The organism is Pseudomonas lini (assembly GCF_030812475.1).
Lineage (GTDB): Bacteria > Pseudomonadota > Gammaproteobacteria > Pseudomonadales > Pseudomonadaceae > Aquipseudomonas > Aquipseudomonas lini_A.
The window spans coordinates 168,795-183,088 of record NZ_JAUSSR010000013.1; the positions used below are offsets into that span (position 1 = coordinate 168,795).

Below are 14,294 nucleotides of genomic sequence, written 5' to 3' on the forward strand. Positions count from 1 at the left end.
CGCCTATGGATAAATGGATTGAATTGGTCAAGGCCAAGATGAGTGAACTCAAAATCACTCAAGAGATACTCGCCGAGCGAGTCGGAATGTCCCAGGGCGGTATCGGCCATTGGCTGAACAAACGTCGCCAGCCCGGCATCGATGACATGAACCGGGTGCTGCAGGCGCTGGGCCTGGATTTTCTCGAGGTGGCGCTGGTGATCCGCGAGCCGGACGCCTCGCAGGCCGACGGCCAGGACCTGGCGAAAAAGTACAACCCGTACTTTCGCTACCCGGTCAGTGGCTGGCGAGCCCCCACCGAGGTGCGCGAAGACAAGCCTGCGGCCTACGCCCCGGAGCGTTTCGAGCTGTCCGATTACCCGGCCCTTGGCGCGGCGTTCTGGCTGGAGGTGACAGGCGATGCGATGACGGCACCCACCGGCATCAGCATTGCCGAGGGCATGTTGATCCTGGTGGACCCGGCCGTGGAAGCGCTGCCGGGCAAACTGGTGATCGCCCAGTGGCCCGACAGCGCCGAAGCCACCTTTCGCAAGCTGATCGAGGAGGGCGGGCAGCGTTACCTGGTCCCGCTCAATCCGACGTACCCCAAAGCCCTTTACACGCCGGAATGCCGAATCATCGGCGTGGTGGTCCAGGCGACAATCAGGTTCTGATCAGAGCGGTCCGTGCCAGGCGCGCGGACCGATCTTCAGGTCACGCTTCTTCCAGTTCGACCAACGCACTGCCTTCGCTGACCATCTCGCCTTCCTGGCAATACAGCGCCTTGATCACCCCGGCATGGGGTGCACGGATGCTGTGCTCCATTTTCATCGCTTCCAGCACCACCAGTTGCGCCCCGGCTTCGACCGATTGCCCGGGCTCCACCAGCACGCGCACGATGCTGCCATTCATGGGCGCGGCAAGCCCGCCCTGATGGCTGTGACTGGCTTCGACGGCACTGATCGGGTCGTAGGTCTCGATGCGGCGCAATTCACCGCCCCATTGCAGGTACAGGCTGTCACCACGACGGATCGCCCGATGCTGGCGACGCAAGCCGTTGTGCTCGGTCAGCAGCTGTTCGCCCTTGAGCTGCGCGGTGTGGGTATCGGCGCGGCCCAGAGTCAGGGCGCGGTCCTGGCCTTCGCAGCTCAGGTGCAGGGTGGTCTCGCAGGGCAAGCCGAAACGCAAGCCGCTGTTGATCGCCCAAGGCGAACCGGGGTCATCGGCACGCGGCGCACCCGGCTGACTTTGCGCGACGGCCTGGGCGGCGGCTTGCCAGAACTCGTCGCCAAGCTCGGCCGGGGCCGGCAGCAGTTGCTCCTGATAACGCGGAATGAACCCGGTGTCCAGTTCCGCCGCGGCAAATGCCGGATGGCCGATGATCCGCCGCAGGAAGTTGATGTTGGTCTTGAGCCCGCCGATCGCAAACTCATCGAGCATGCTCAATAACCGCAACCGCGCCTGTTCACGGTCCTCGCCCCAGGCAATCAGCTTGCCCAGCATCGGATCATAGAACGGCGATATTTCGTCGCCTTCTTCCACGCCACTGTCCACCCGACGGCCCGGACCGGGCGCGGACTCGCGGTACAATTCCAGGCGCCCGGTGGCCGGCAGGAAATCGTGGCCCGGGTCTTCGGCGTACAGCCGCACTTCAATCGCATGGCCGAGCAGCGGCACCTGTTCCTGGGTCATCGGCAGCGCTTCGCCGCGGGCCACGCGAATCTGCCAGGCCACCAGGTCGAGGCCGGTGATGGCTTCGGTGACCGGGTGTTCGACTTGCAGGCGCGTGTTCATCTCCATGAAGAAGAACTCGCCGCGGGCATCCAGCAAAAACTCCACGGTGCCGGCGCCGACATAGCCGATGGCCTGCGCCGAACGCACCGCGGCTTCGCCCATGGCGCGCCGCAGTTCCGGGCTCAGGCCGGGGGCGGGTGCTTCCTCGACGACTTTCTGGTGCCGACGTTGAATCGAGCAGTCACGTTCATTGAGGTACAGGCAGTGGCCATGTTGATCGGCGAACACCTGGATTTCCACATGGCGTGGTTTGAGCAGGTATTTCTCCACCAGCATCCGTGAATCGCCGAATGACGATTGGGCTTCACGCTGGGCCGATGCCAGCGCTTCGGCGAGCTGGCTGACGTCTTCGACCACTTTCATGCCTTTGCCGCCACCGCCCGCCGTGGCCTTGAGCAACACCGGGTAACCGATGCGTTCGCAGGCGTCGCGGAAGGTCTCCAGGTCCTGGGCTTCGCCGTGATAACCCGGCACCAGCGGCACGCCAGCGGTTTCCATCAAGGCTTTGGCCGCGGACTTGCTGCCCATGGCGTCGATGGCCGAGGCGGGAGGGCCGAGAAAGATCAAGCCGGCGGCTTCGATGGCGCGGGCGAACCCGGCGTTCTCGGACAGGAAGCCATACCCCGGATGGATCGCCTGGGCGCCACTGGCCTTGGCCGCGGCGATCAGCTTGTCGATCTGCAGGTAGCTGTCGGCGGCTTTGCTGCCGCCGAGGTCGACGCGGATATCCGCTTCACGGCTATGACGCGCGTCGCGGTCAGTGGCGCTGTGCACGGCCACGGTGGTCAGGCCCAGGGCCTTGGCGGTACGCATGACCCGGCAAGCGATTTCGCCGCGGTTGGCCACCAGCAGGGTGGTGAGGACAGGTGCGCTCATCAACGCGACTCCTTGGTGGTGGCGGCTTTCCAGTTTGGCGCACGCTTTTGCAGAAAGGCCCGCAGGCCTTCCTGGCCTTCAGGGCTGACGCGGATACGTGCGATGGCATTTTCGGTATAGCGGCGCAGCGCCGGGGTCAGCGCGCCGTTGCCGACTTCACGCAGCAAGTCCTTGCTGACGCGCATGGCCGCCGGGCTGTTGAGCAACAGATTGTCGATCCACTGCTCGACTTTTTGTTCCAGCTCGTTGCCTGGATAGCTCTCCGACAACAAGCCGATGTCCTGCGCCCGTTGCCCACCGAAGCGCTCGGCGGTCAGCGCATAGCGGCGTGCCGCCCGTTCGCCGATGGCTTGCACCACGAACGGGCTGATCACCGCCGGGGCCAGGCCGATGCGCACTTCCGACAGGCAGAACTGCGCGTCATCGGCGCCGATCGCCATGTCGCAGCAACTGATCAGACCCAACGCGCCGCCAAAGGCTGCGCCTTGCACCACCGCCAGCGTCGGGATTTTCAGCTTGGCCAGGTTGTACATCAACTCCGCCAGTTCCCGGGCGTCGTCGAGGTTGGTGTGGTAATCGAGTTCGGCCGATTGCTGCATCCAGGCCAGGTCGGCGCCGGCACTGAAATGCTTGCCGCGACCGCGCACCAGCAAAAAACGCAGGCTGGCATCGCCCGACACCTTGTCCAGGGCGAGGATCAGTTCGCGGATCATCTCGGCGTTGAAGGCGTTGTTCTTTTCTTCACGGCTGAGCCACAGGGTCGCAAAACCCCGCGGGTCGGTCAGCAGTTCCAGCGTATTGAAGTCGCTCATATTCGTCCGTCTCCACGGCACTTTGTAGGAGCTGGCTTGCCAGCGAAAGCGGTCTTAAGCCTTGCATCGCCCATGAAGACGCCTTCGCCGGCAAGCCGGCTCCTACAGGATCTCTGTAGGAGCGAGCTTGCTCGCGAAGGTCTCAAGGGCAACGCGTTCATTCAGAAAGCACGCGTTATCGTTAACGTCCATCGCGAGCAAGCTCGCTCCTACATCAGGTTCACATCAGAATCAGATCCGGATCACATCCGGAACACGCCGAAGCGGCTCGGTTCGATTGGCGCGTTCAGCGACGCCGACAGGGCCAGGGCCAACACATCGCGGGTCTGCGCCGGGTCGATGACGCCGTCGTCCCACAGCCGTGCGCTGGAGTAATAGGGATGCCCCTGTTCCTCATACTGGTCGAGAATCGGCTGCTTGATCTCGGCTTCCTGCTCGGCACTGAAACCCTGGCCACTGCGCTCGGCCTGCTCACGCTTGACCTGCACCAGCACGCCGGCGGCCTGTTCGGCACCCATCACGCCGATCCGCGCATTCGGCCACATCCACAAAAAGCGCGGATCATAAGCCCGCCCGCACATGCCGTAGTTACCGGCACCGAAGCTGCCGCCGATGATCACCGTAAACTTCGGCACCTTGGCACAGGCCACCGCGGTCACCAGTTTCGCGCCGTGCTTGGCAATGCCGCCGGCTTCGTATTTCTGCCCGACCATGAACCCGGTGATGTTCTGCAGGAACAGCAACGGAATCGCGCGCTGACACGCCAGCTCGATAAAGTGCGCGCCTTTCTGCGCGGCTTCGGCGAACAGGATGCCGTTGTTGGCGAGGATCGCGATCGGGTAACCATGCAAGTGGGCAAAGCCACACACCAGGGTTGTACCGAACAGCGCCTTGAATTCATCGAACACCGATCCGTCCACCAGCCGCGCAATCACTTCACGCACATCGAACGGCTGCTTGGCGTCCGCCGACACCACGCCATACAACTCGTCGCTGGCGTAGAGCGGGGCGATCGGCGTGCGCTGCTGCACTTCACCGAGCTTGCGCCAGTTGAGGTTGGCGATGCTGCGCCGGGCGATGGCCAGGGCGTGTTCATCGCTCTCGGCGTAATGGTCGGCCACCCCGGAAATCTTGCAGTGCACATCGGCCCCGCCGAGGTCCTCGGCGCTGACCACTTCGCCGGTCGCGGCTTTCACCAGCGGCGGGCCTGCGAGGAAAATCGTCGCCTGCTGGCGCACCATGATCGCTTCGTCGGCCATCGCCGGTACATAGGCACCACCGGCCGTGCAGGAACCCATCACCACCGCAATCTGCGGAATGCCCATGGCGCTCATGTTGGCCTGGTTGAAGAAGATCCGGCCGAAGTGCTCACGGTCCGGGAACACTTCATCCTGGCGTGGCAGGTTGGCGCCACCGGAGTCCACCAGGTAGATGCACGGCAGGCGGTTCTGCTGGGCGATGGTCTGGGCGCGCAGGTGTTTCTTCACGGTCAGCGGGTAATACGAGCCGCCTTTGACCGTGGCATCGTTGGCGACGATCATGCACTCGACGCCTTCGACCCGGCCGATCCCGGCAATCACGCCCGCGGCCGGCACGTCTTCGCCATACACCGCGTAGGCCGCCAATTGGCTGATCTCGAGAAACGGCGAGCCCGGATCGAGCAGGCGATTGATCCGTTCACGGGGCAGCAATTTGCCTCGCGAGGTGTGGCGTTCTTGCGCCTTCAGGCCGCCACCTTGCTGCACTTGGGCGAGCAGGGTGTGCAGGGCGTCGACCTGTTTGAGCATCGCCGCGCTGTTGGCGGCGAACTCCGCCGAGCGGGGGTTGAGCTGGGTATGCAAAATCATCGGGCTACTCCGTAGCAGCTTCAAGTTGCAAGCTACAAGCTACAAGTAGAAGCAAGAGCGCAGTTCTCTTGCAGCTTGAAGCTTGCCGCTTGCAGCTAACGAAATTTATTTCGTTTCGTTAAACAGTTCGCGACCGATCAGCATGCGCCGGATCTCACTGGTGCCCGCACCGATTTCGTACAGCTTGGCGTCGCGCAGCAAACGACCGGCGGGGAATTCGTTGATGTAGCCGTTGCCGCCGAGAATCTGGATCGCATCCAGGGCCATTTGCGTGGCGCGTTCGGCGCTGTACAGGATCACCCCGGCGGCGTCCTTGCGCGTGGTCTCGCCGCGCTCGCAAGCCTGGGCCACCGCATACAGGTAAGCGCGGCTGGCGTTGAGCTGGGTGTACATGTCGGCGACCTTGCCCTGGATCAGCTGGAATTCGCCGATGCTCTGTCCGAACTGCTTGCGGTCGTGGATGTACGGCACGATCAGGTCCATGCAGGCCTGCATGATCCCGGTCGGGCCGCCGGACAGGACCACGCGCTCATAGTCGAGGCCGCTCATCAACACTTTCACGCCGCCGTTGAGCACGCCAAGGATGTTCTCTTGCGGCACTTCCACGTCATCGAAAAACAACTCGCAGGTGTTGGAGCCGCGCATGCCGAGCTTGTCGAATTTGTTGCTGCGGCTGAAGCCCTTGGAGTCGCGCTCGACGATGAACGCGGTGATGCCGTGCGGGCCCTTTTCCAGGTCGGTCTTGGCATAGATCACGTAAGTGTTGGCGTCCGGACCGTTGGTGATCCAGGTCTTGCTGCCGTTGAGCACGTAGTGATCGCCGCGCTTGTCGGCGCGCAGTTTCATCGACACCACGTCGGAACCGGCATTCGGCTCGCTCATGGCCAGGGCGCCGATGTGCTCGCCGCTGATCAGCTTCGGCAGATACTTGGTCTTCTGCTCGTGATTGCCGTTGCGGTTGATCTGATTCACGCACAGGTTGGAATGCGCACCGTAGGACAGCGCCACCGACGCCGAGCCGCGGCTGATCTCTTCCATGATCACCACGTGGGCCAGGTAACCCAGGCCGGCGCCGCCGTACTCTTCCGGCACGGTGACCCCTAGCAGGCCCATGTCGCCGAACTTGCGCCACAGGTCCGCCGGGAACAGGTTGTCGATATCGATCTGAGCGGCGCGCGGGGCAACCTCTTTGGCAACGAAGGCCTGAACCTGATCGCGCAGCATGTCGACGGTTTCACCGAGGGCAAAATTCAGGGAGGGATAGCTCATGGGTCACCTTTTGGCTTTTTTGTAGGGTAGGGGAGGACCGCAATTTGGCTCTCACCTTTACGTTAACGTAAACCCGAGACGAATGGCTGTCAATCACCCTTTACGTTAACGTCAACTTGAGCGACATTAGAGCCAGTTCAAGATGTAACACGGACCCCCTTGTAGGAGCTGGCTTGCCAGCGAAGGACGCTAACGATAACGCGTGCTGCCTGGATACACGCGGCGCCCTGACGTCCATCGCGAGCAAGCTCGCTCCTACAGAGGCCGTCCGCAGCTGAATCCCTGTAGGAGCTGGCTTGCCAGCGAAGGACGTCAACGATAACGCGTGCTGCCTGGATACACGCGGCGCCTTTACGTTTTTCGCGAGCAAGCTCGCTCCTACAGAGGCCGTCCGCAGCTGAACCCCTGTAGGAGCTGGCTTGCCAGCGAAGGACGTCAACGATAACGCGTGCTGCCTGGATACACGCGGTGCCTTTACGTTTTTCGCGAGCAAGCTCGCTCCTACAGGGGACCGTAGCCAACCCATTAATAAAGACAATAGGGGTCGTCATGGATCAACCCACCGCAAGCCCGCAGCGCAGCTACACCCGCGGTTCCCAGGACAAAGCCTTGCTGGCGATGACCATCGGCCAGGCGTTCGACAACACCGTCGCGCACTACCCGACCGGGGAGGCGCTGGTCGTGCGCCACCAACAACTGCGCTACACCTGGCAGCAACTGGCCGACGCCGTGGACCTGCACGCTCGGGCGCTATTGGCCTTGGGCCTGCAGACCGGCGACCGCCTCGGCATCTGGGCTCCCAACTGCGCCCAATGGTGCATCAGCCAATTCGCCAGTGCGAAAATCGGCGTGATCCTGGTCAACATCAACCCGGCCTACCGCAGCTCCGAACTGGAATACGTACTCAAGCAATCCGGCTGCCAATGGCTGGTCTGCGCCGGCGCCTTCAAAAGCTCCAACTACCACGGCATGCTGCAAGGCCTGGTACCGGAACTGGCAGAACAACCCCTCGGCCAATTGCACAGCGAACGCCTGCCGGACCTGCGCGGGGTGATCAGCCTCGACGCCCAGCCGCCCTCGGGCTTCCTGCCGTGGTCGCAACTGACCGAACTCGCCAGCAATGTGTCAGCCGAGCAACTGCACGAACGCCAGGACAGCCTGCATTTCGACCAGGCGGTGAACATCCAGTACACCTCCGGCACCACCGGCTTCCCCAAGGGCGCGACCCTCAGCCACTACAACATCCTTAACAACGGCTACATGGTCGGCGAAAGCCTCGGCCTGACCCACGAAGATCGGCTGGTGATCCCGGTGCCGCTGTATCACTGCTTCGGCATGGTCATGGGCAACCTGGGCTGCATGACCCACGGCAGCGCCATGATCTACCCCAACGACGCGTTCGATCCGCTGCTGACCCTGACCACCGTCGCCGAAGAAAAAGCCACCGCGCTCTACGGCGTTCCGACCATGTTCATCGCCATGCTCGACCAGCCCCAGCGCGCCGAATTCGACCTGTCGAGCCTGCGCACCGGGATCATGGCCGGGGCCACCTGCCCGATCGAAGTGATGCGCCGGGTCATCACCGACATGCACATGAGTGAAGTCCAGATCGCCTACGGCATGACGGAAACCAGCCCGGTGTCGCTGCAGACCGGCCCCTCGGACGACCTGGAATTGCGCGTCACCACCGTCGGCCGCACCCAGCCGCAACTGGAGAGCAAAATCATCGACGAGGCCGGCAACCTGGTACCCCGCGGCACCATCGGCGAACTCTGCACCCGCGGCTACAGCGTGATGCTCGGCTACTGGAACAACCCGCAAGGCACCGCCGAAGCCATCGACCAGGCCGGCTGGATGCACACCGGCGACCTGGCGAGCATGAACGACGAGGGTTACGTGAACATCGCCGGCCGCAACAAAGACATGATCATCCGCGGCGGTGAAAACATTTACCCGCGGGAACTGGAAGAATTCTTCTTCACCCACCCGGCCGTGGCCGACGTGCAAGTGATCGGCATCCCATGCTCGCGCTACGGCGAAGAAATCGTCGCCTGGATCAAATTCCACCCCGGCCACAGCGCCACCGAACAAGAACTGCAAGCCTGGTGCAAAGAACGCATCGCCCACTTCAAGACGCCGCGCTACTTCAAGTTCGTCGACGAGTTCCCAATGACCGTCACAGGCAAAATCCAGAAATTCCGCATGCGCGAAATCAGCATCGAAGAACTGAGCCTCAACAAAACCTGACCACAATCTCCCCCTGTAGGAGCCGGCTTGCCGGCGAAAGCGGTGTATCAGCCAACAACAACGTCGACTGACCCACCGCCTTCGCCGGCAAGCCGGCTCCTACAGTTGACCGAGGATGCCTCAACTCTCGTGACCACCGCAGCCCCTGTAACCGCCGCAGCTCCCTGTAGGAGCTGGCTTGCCAGCGAAGAGGCCGGCACATCCAACAAATAACCCGGCAGACAACCCGCTCTCGCCAGCAGCCGGCTTCTTCAGGCTATCCCAGAATTCAGTGACTGTAGGAGGGGGAGGGAGAGGGGTAAAATCACAAACAGCAAAAAGCACAAAGGGGAGCCGAAGCTCCCCTTTAATTTTGTCGTTACGTGCTCTTTTTTTATTATTGAGGGGCGGTCTGTTTTTGTTTTTAGCAACCGTGACCCTTTACCGCTGTTTTTATCGACCCCCATCCGGGATCAAGAGCAAACGTATTTTTTTGAGCGCTGATCTGCTTTCTCGCCAAGCGATCCAACCAGTTCGGGAGCTACCTGAAGGTAGTTTTATTCTTCTCTGCCCGGTTGCGGGTCACTCCGAAAAGCACCCTGAAAAGCACATCCTCTCCAAAAAAATCTGTTAGCTGCGTCTCTGCCGTGTTGTTTTTGTTATGTCAGAGTCGTTACGTCTTATTTTTATTAGGGTTGGAACGTTTTTTTTTGTTCTTGTTATGCCATAGAGATAGCAGGAGCCGTGCCAACTTTTAAAAACCCTTTAAAATCAATGATTTGAGTTTTTCAAAGGTTTTTCCCGCCGCTAGATTCCCCACATTTGTTTCCGTGTTACTCGCTTGCCCCCCACTTTTGAGTCCTGGCGGTAACACCCCGACACATCCGCCCACTCACTGCGCGCTACGCGCCCTGGCCACCCGCGACCCACTGGCGCGTCCCAGCACCGTGCTGATCTGCTGACCCGCCACAATCAACGCTTCAAGGTCGATACCACTATCGATACCCAAGCCATTGAGCAGGTAGATCACATCCTCAGTGGCCACGTTACCGCTGGCGCCCTTGGCGTAAGGGCAGCCACCAAGGCCGGCAATCGAACTGTCGAACACCGACACCCCTTCCAGCAAACTGGCGTAGATATTGGCCATGGCCTGGCCATAGGTGTCGTGGTAATGCCCGGCGAGTTTGTCCCGTGGCACTTCCGCCGAGACCACCTCGATCAACTTGCGGGTAGCACCGGCCGTCCCGGTGCCGATGGTGTCCCCCAGGGACACTTCATAGCAGCCCATGGCATACAGCTCGCGCGCGACCAGCGCCACTTGCTCCGGCGCGACGTCACCCTCATAAGGGCAGCCCAGCACACAGGACACATACCCCCGCACACTCACCCCATGCTGCTTCGCCGCCTCCATAATCGGCACGAACCGCGCCAGGCTCTCACTGATCGAGCAATTGATGTTGCGCTGGGAAAACGCCTCGGACGCCGCGGCAAACACCGCAACCTCCTTGACCCCGGCCGCCACCGCATCCTCAAACCCGCGAAGATTGGGCGCGAGCGCCGCATAGGTCACCCCAGGCTTACGCTGAATCTGCGCAAACACCTCGGCGGAACCGGCCATCTGCGGCACCCACTTGGGCGAAACAAAACTGCCGACCTCGATGTAACTCAGCCCGGCGGCAGTCAGCGCATCGACCAACCGCACCTTGTCCGCGACACTGATGGGCTGGGCTTCATTTTGCAGTCCGTCGCGAGGGCCGACTTCGACCAGGCGTACGTGAGAGGGTAGGGACATGGGGGATCGACCTGTGCTGAATACTCAGAAAAACACTGGGAGCCCCTGTGGGAGCGGGCTTGCCCGCGATGGACGTTAACGATGACCGGTGCCGCCTGGATAAACGCGGTGCCTCGACGTCCATCGCGAGCAAGCTCGCTCCTACAGAGGATTTGTATTGAAACCTGCTAAACCACCTGCTGACTCTTGATCGTCAACTCCAACGCCTGACTGCACCGCTCCTGCGCCGTATCCAACTCCAGCTTCATCTGCTCGATATCCAGCATCTGCTGCTCAAGCTGCTCCCGACGCTCGGCGATTTTGTTCAGCATCGTCTGCAACTGCTTCTGATTGCCGCCAGTAGGGTCGTAAAGCTCAATCAACTCACGGCATTCCGCCAGTGAAAAACCAATACGCTTGCCCCGCAAAATCAGCTTCAGACTGACCTTGTCCCGTGGCGAATAGATGCGTTCCTGCCCACGCCGCTCAGGGCTGAGCAGCCCTTGCTCTTCATAAAAGCGAATGGCCCGGGTGGTGATGTCGAGCTCGCGGGCGAGATCGGAAATGCTATAGGTCTGGCTGCTCATGGAAGCGCTCGAAAAAGGTCATGGCGCTAAGCTAATGGCAGGTTGACGTTTACGTCAAGGGGCGCAAGCCTTTCGAGACATCACACCCCAGGTTCCACCGACCTGCGGCGTGAGAGCTTGCCTATGGTGATTGGGTCTACCCCCCCCCTGTAGGAGCTGGCTTGCCAGCGAAGAGGCCAGCACATCCAACATTGATGTCGACTGACCTGACGCCTTCGCTGCGGTGCGGCGATCCGACAAGCCAGCTCCTACAAGGGCAACCCGCTCACCACAGCATTTGGCAGCGCCTGAAAGGTGTGTAAATACCTACGCAGATCAAAAACAAACCCGGGCGCATCAGCGCCCGGTTTTTTACCTAAAGACAGCAATCACCGATTAAACCGCTCCACCAACGAATACTGCGTATTTGCCGTCTTCGTCAGCTCTTCACTCAACAACGCCGAGTGCTGCGCCTGCACCGACGTCTGATCCGCCAGAAGCGAAATATTGCTGATGTTGCGACTGATCTCCTCAGCCACCGCACTTTGCTCTTCCGTCGCTGCCGCAATCTGCGTGGTCATGTCGGTAATGTTTGCCACCGCCTCACTGATCCCCACCAGCGCCTGATCCGCTTCCAGCACCCGCGCCACACCTTCCTCGGCCTGACGATGCCCGGCCTCCATGGTTTGCACCGCCGTGCTCGCGGTCTGCTGCAGCTTGGCGATCAAAGCATGAATCTGTCCGGTCGACTCACTGGTACGTTGCGCCAATTGCCGCACTTCATCGGCCACCACCGCAAACCCACGACCCATCTCCCCGGCACGCGCCGCTTCAATGGCCGCGTTCAACGCCAGCAGGTTGGTCTGGTCGGCGATGCCTTTGATCACATCCACCACGCCACCAATTTCGTTACTGTCCTTGGCCAGCTGGGTCACGGTCAAACCGGTTTCCCCGACCACCACCGACAGGCGCTGAATGGCTTCGCGGGTTTCCCCGGCAATATCCCGCCCGCGACCGGTCAGACGATTAGCCTCCTGAGTCGCATCCGCCGTACGCTGCACGTGGCTGGCCACTTCCTGAGTCGTCGCCGCCATCTGGTTAACGGCCGTCGCCACTTGCTCGGTTTCCACGCGCTGACGCTCCAACCCGGTGGAGCTGTTGTGTGCCAGCGTATCGGACTGTTTCGCCTGCTCGGTCAGGTGCTCGGCCGTGTCCTGCAGACGGGTCAGGCAGGTTTTCAAACGCGCTTCCTGACTCAGAATCGACATTTCCAATCGCGCCTGATCACCGCGACTGTCGGTGTACATCTGCGCAATCAACGGATCAGACGTGGTCTGCTCGGCCAGACGCAATAACCGCTTGAGCCCACGCTGCTGCCAGCGCAACCCCATCAACCCTAACGGCACCGACAGCCCGGCGGCGAGAGCAAAGCCCCATTGCGAATTCAGCGACGCACCAATCATGAAACTCAACTGACTGACCAGAATGAACGGCAACCAATCCTGCATCACCGGCAGCCATTTATCCGTGGAAGGCACGGCCGACTTGCCCTGATTCAGGCGCTGGTAAAGCGCTTCGGCACGGCGAATCTGTTCGGCGGTGGGCTTGACCCGCACCGACTCGTAACCGACGACTTGCTGGCCTTCAAACACCGGCGTCACATAGGCGTTCACCCAGTAATGATCACCGCTCTTGCAGCGATTCTTGACAATGCCCATCCATGGCAAGCCCTGCTTCAGCGTGCCCCACATGTGCGCGAACACCGCAGAAGGCACGTCGGGGTGACGCACCTGATTGTGCGGCGCACGGATCAGCTCCTCACGGGAAAACCCGCTGATCTCGACGAAGGCGTCATTGCAGTAGGTAATCACGCCCTTGGCATCGGTGGTGGAAATCAACCGTTGCTGAGCCGGGAAGGTCCGTTCGCGTTGGGTAACAGGCTGGTTGTTGCGCATGGCTATATTCAGTCCGTGAGGCTTTGACAGGGTGTCGGCGGGGGCGCGGATTTGTTGAGTTTTATTTTAAGAGGAGATGGCCGCACCGATCGCTCATGTTCTTCATGACGAGCTGATGGCCGACCCGACTCCCGCAGACATACCCCGATCTAATTGTAGGAGCTGGCTTGCCAGCGAAGGCGGCTTCACAGCCAACCTGTCCCCCGCAGACATACCCCGATCCAATTGTAGGAGCTGGCTTGCCAGCGAAGGCGGCGCCACAGCCAACATGATTCCCGCAGATGTACTCCGATCTAATGTAGGAGCTGGCTTGCCAGCGAAGGCGGCGCCACAGCCGATACGACTCCCGCAGATGTACTCCGATCTGATGGTAGGTCGGCTCTCTCCAGAATTATGCTTCAAACGCAGACGCCAGCCATGACGCCTACAGGCTCCATGTCCTTGCCTTTTAGCACCGCGGCTTTCATGAAGCGTCGCTGATTAACGGATGTCGGGCCACCCAGACGCTTAGCCTCCGCGATATATTCAGCTACCTGCAAAGGTGTTGCGTTCTGCGTCTTTTGCATGGAGTGGACACCTGTAAAGGCTACTGGATTGCAATATTAGGCTGCCAATTGGAAGGCCGACTTCGCCGCCGAATTGTCGCGATGCTGTGTAAGAGAGCAGACGACGAACCCGACCAGGATCGACCCCATTCAAGGTGGAGCGAAATGCGATCACGACTACGAGCAAAGCGCTGGTGCCCGGGCAGCAAAGAACTAGGTTCGCTGGGGTGGGTAGATTCGGCAATAAGCAAGTCCAAGTGCAGTGATAGTATATGCGATTCCAATCGTAATATGGTTTGGGGTATACCAATAGAAAGCGTTGCCTAAAAGAATGATAGTAGAAAGTGCAGCAGAGATAATTGACCAGCCCTTTAGGATTGATGCAATGGGGCGGCTGTTAATATTTGTTTTATAAATGTCTGGTTGTGTGACGTGTAAAATTAATAAAATAAGACATGTCGCAAGAATTTCGCCAATGGGCAGTGCGATTGAATCTTGAGCGATACCATAGATTCCAGAGTCATAGTTTTCTTTGATGACCAGAATTCCTATGGCGGCAGTGATCAGAATTAGTGCCGGATATATCCAGGTGATGGCGATCTTTAGTTTCTTCATTTTTTTGAGGCGTTGATTGTGCTAGCTATACACAATCAA

At 60.4% G+C, this 14,294-nt stretch carries 11 protein-coding genes; 2 read left to right on the top strand and 9 right to left on the bottom strand.

Translation table 11 applies throughout. The features are described from left to right. Positions 1-5: 5 nt before the first annotated feature. Entirely contained in the window at positions 6-653 is a 648-nt protein-coding gene (locus tag J2W17_RS23810; RefSeq protein ID WP_307340286.1) for a LexA family protein, read from the top strand. A gap of 40 nt (positions 654-693) precedes the next feature. Here the strand turns inward: J2W17_RS23810 and J2W17_RS23815 are convergent, their stop codons facing one another. The 4 genes from J2W17_RS23815 to J2W17_RS23830 form a co-directional block, all read right to left on the bottom strand. After that, complete coding sequence (locus J2W17_RS23815) at positions 694-2,649, bottom strand: acetyl/propionyl/methylcrotonyl-CoA carboxylase subunit alpha (RefSeq protein WP_307340289.1); 1,956 nt, start codon at positions 2,647-2,649, stop codon at positions 694-696. Beyond that, complete coding sequence (locus J2W17_RS23820) at positions 2,649-3,461, bottom strand: gamma-carboxygeranoyl-CoA hydratase (RefSeq protein ID WP_307340292.1); 813 nt, start codon at positions 3,459-3,461, stop codon at positions 2,649-2,651. Before J2W17_RS23820 ends, J2W17_RS23815 begins: the two co-directional genes overlap by 1 nt. Positions 3,462-3,703: 242 nt before the next feature. Then, entirely contained in the window at positions 3,704-5,308 is a 1,605-nt protein-coding gene (locus J2W17_RS23825) for a carboxyl transferase domain-containing protein (protein WP_307340295.1), read from the bottom strand. Between the two features lie 105 nt (positions 5,309-5,413). Next, positions 5,414-6,577, bottom strand: coding sequence for an isovaleryl-CoA dehydrogenase (locus J2W17_RS23830; RefSeq protein WP_307340298.1), 1,164 nt, complete (start codon positions 6,575-6,577; stop codon positions 5,414-5,416). Between the two features lie 549 nt (positions 6,578-7,126). Between J2W17_RS23830 and J2W17_RS23835 the strand changes: the two genes are divergently transcribed. Further along, entirely contained in the window at positions 7,127-8,824 is a 1,698-nt protein-coding gene (locus tag J2W17_RS23835) for an AMP-binding protein (RefSeq protein WP_307340301.1), read from the top strand. A gap of 871 nt (positions 8,825-9,695) precedes the next feature. On the opposite strand, the gene J2W17_RS23840 is transcribed toward J2W17_RS23835, so the two are convergent. From J2W17_RS23840 to J2W17_RS23860, 5 genes are all read right to left on the bottom strand, one after another. After that, on the bottom strand, positions 9,696-10,595 hold the full coding sequence (locus J2W17_RS23840; RefSeq protein ID WP_307340304.1) for a hydroxymethylglutaryl-CoA lyase: 900 nt from the start codon (positions 10,593-10,595) through the stop codon (positions 9,696-9,698). 167 nt (positions 10,596-10,762) lie between these two features. After that, positions 10,763-11,161: a MerR family transcriptional regulator gene (locus J2W17_RS23845; RefSeq protein ID WP_150816947.1), complete on the bottom strand. Its 399-nt coding sequence runs from the start codon at positions 11,159-11,161 to the stop codon at positions 10,763-10,765. Positions 11,162-11,529: 368 nt separating this feature from the next. Then, the gene (locus tag J2W17_RS23850; RefSeq protein ID WP_307340309.1) at positions 11,530-13,095 is read right to left on the bottom strand and encodes a methyl-accepting chemotaxis protein; all 1,566 of its coding nucleotides are present in this window, start codon (positions 13,093-13,095) and stop codon (positions 11,530-11,532) included. Positions 13,096-13,493: 398 nt separating this feature from the next. Continuing rightward, positions 13,494-13,661, bottom strand: coding sequence for a hypothetical protein (locus tag J2W17_RS23855; protein ID WP_307340312.1), 168 nt, complete (start codon positions 13,659-13,661; stop codon positions 13,494-13,496). Between the two features lie 192 nt (positions 13,662-13,853). Then, complete coding sequence (locus J2W17_RS23860) at positions 13,854-14,255, bottom strand: hypothetical protein (RefSeq protein ID WP_307340314.1); 402 nt, start codon at positions 14,253-14,255, stop codon at positions 13,854-13,856. Positions 14,256-14,294 lie beyond the last annotated feature (39 nt).

Excerpts from the sequence above, each read along its gene's own strand:
- J2W17_RS23820 (WP_307340292.1), bottom strand. The coding sequence starts at position 3,461 with ATGAGCGACTTCAATACGCTGGAACTGCTGACCGACCCGCGGGGTTTT.
- J2W17_RS23835 (WP_307340301.1), top strand. The coding sequence starts at position 7,127 with ATGGATCAACCCACCGCAAGCCCGCAGCGCAGCTACACCCGCGGTTCC.
- J2W17_RS23840 (WP_307340304.1), bottom strand. The coding sequence starts at position 10,595 with ATGTCCCTACCCTCTCACGTACGCCTGGTCGAAGTCGGCCCTCGCGAC.
- J2W17_RS23815 (WP_307340289.1), bottom strand. The coding sequence starts at position 2,649 with ATGAGCGCACCTGTCCTCACCACCCTGCTGGTGGCCAACCGCGGCGAA.
- J2W17_RS23860 (WP_307340314.1), bottom strand. The coding sequence starts at position 14,255 with ATGAAGAAACTAAAGATCGCCATCACCTGGATATATCCGGCACTAATT.
- J2W17_RS23830 (WP_307340298.1), bottom strand. The coding sequence starts at position 6,577 with ATGAGCTATCCCTCCCTGAATTTTGCCCTCGGTGAAACCGTCGACATG.
- J2W17_RS23825 (WP_307340295.1), bottom strand. The coding sequence starts at position 5,308 with ATGATTTTGCATACCCAGCTCAACCCCCGCTCGGCGGAGTTCGCCGCC.
- J2W17_RS23845 (WP_150816947.1), bottom strand. The coding sequence starts at position 11,161 with ATGAGCAGCCAGACCTATAGCATTTCCGATCTCGCCCGCGAGCTCGAC.
- J2W17_RS23810 (WP_307340286.1), top strand. The coding sequence starts at position 6 with ATGGATAAATGGATTGAATTGGTCAAGGCCAAGATGAGTGAACTCAAA.
- J2W17_RS23850 (WP_307340309.1), bottom strand. The coding sequence starts at position 13,095 with ATGCGCAACAACCAGCCTGTTACCCAACGCGAACGGACCTTCCCGGCT.
- J2W17_RS23855 (WP_307340312.1), bottom strand. The coding sequence starts at position 13,661 with ATGCAAAAGACGCAGAACGCAACACCTTTGCAGGTAGCTGAATATATC.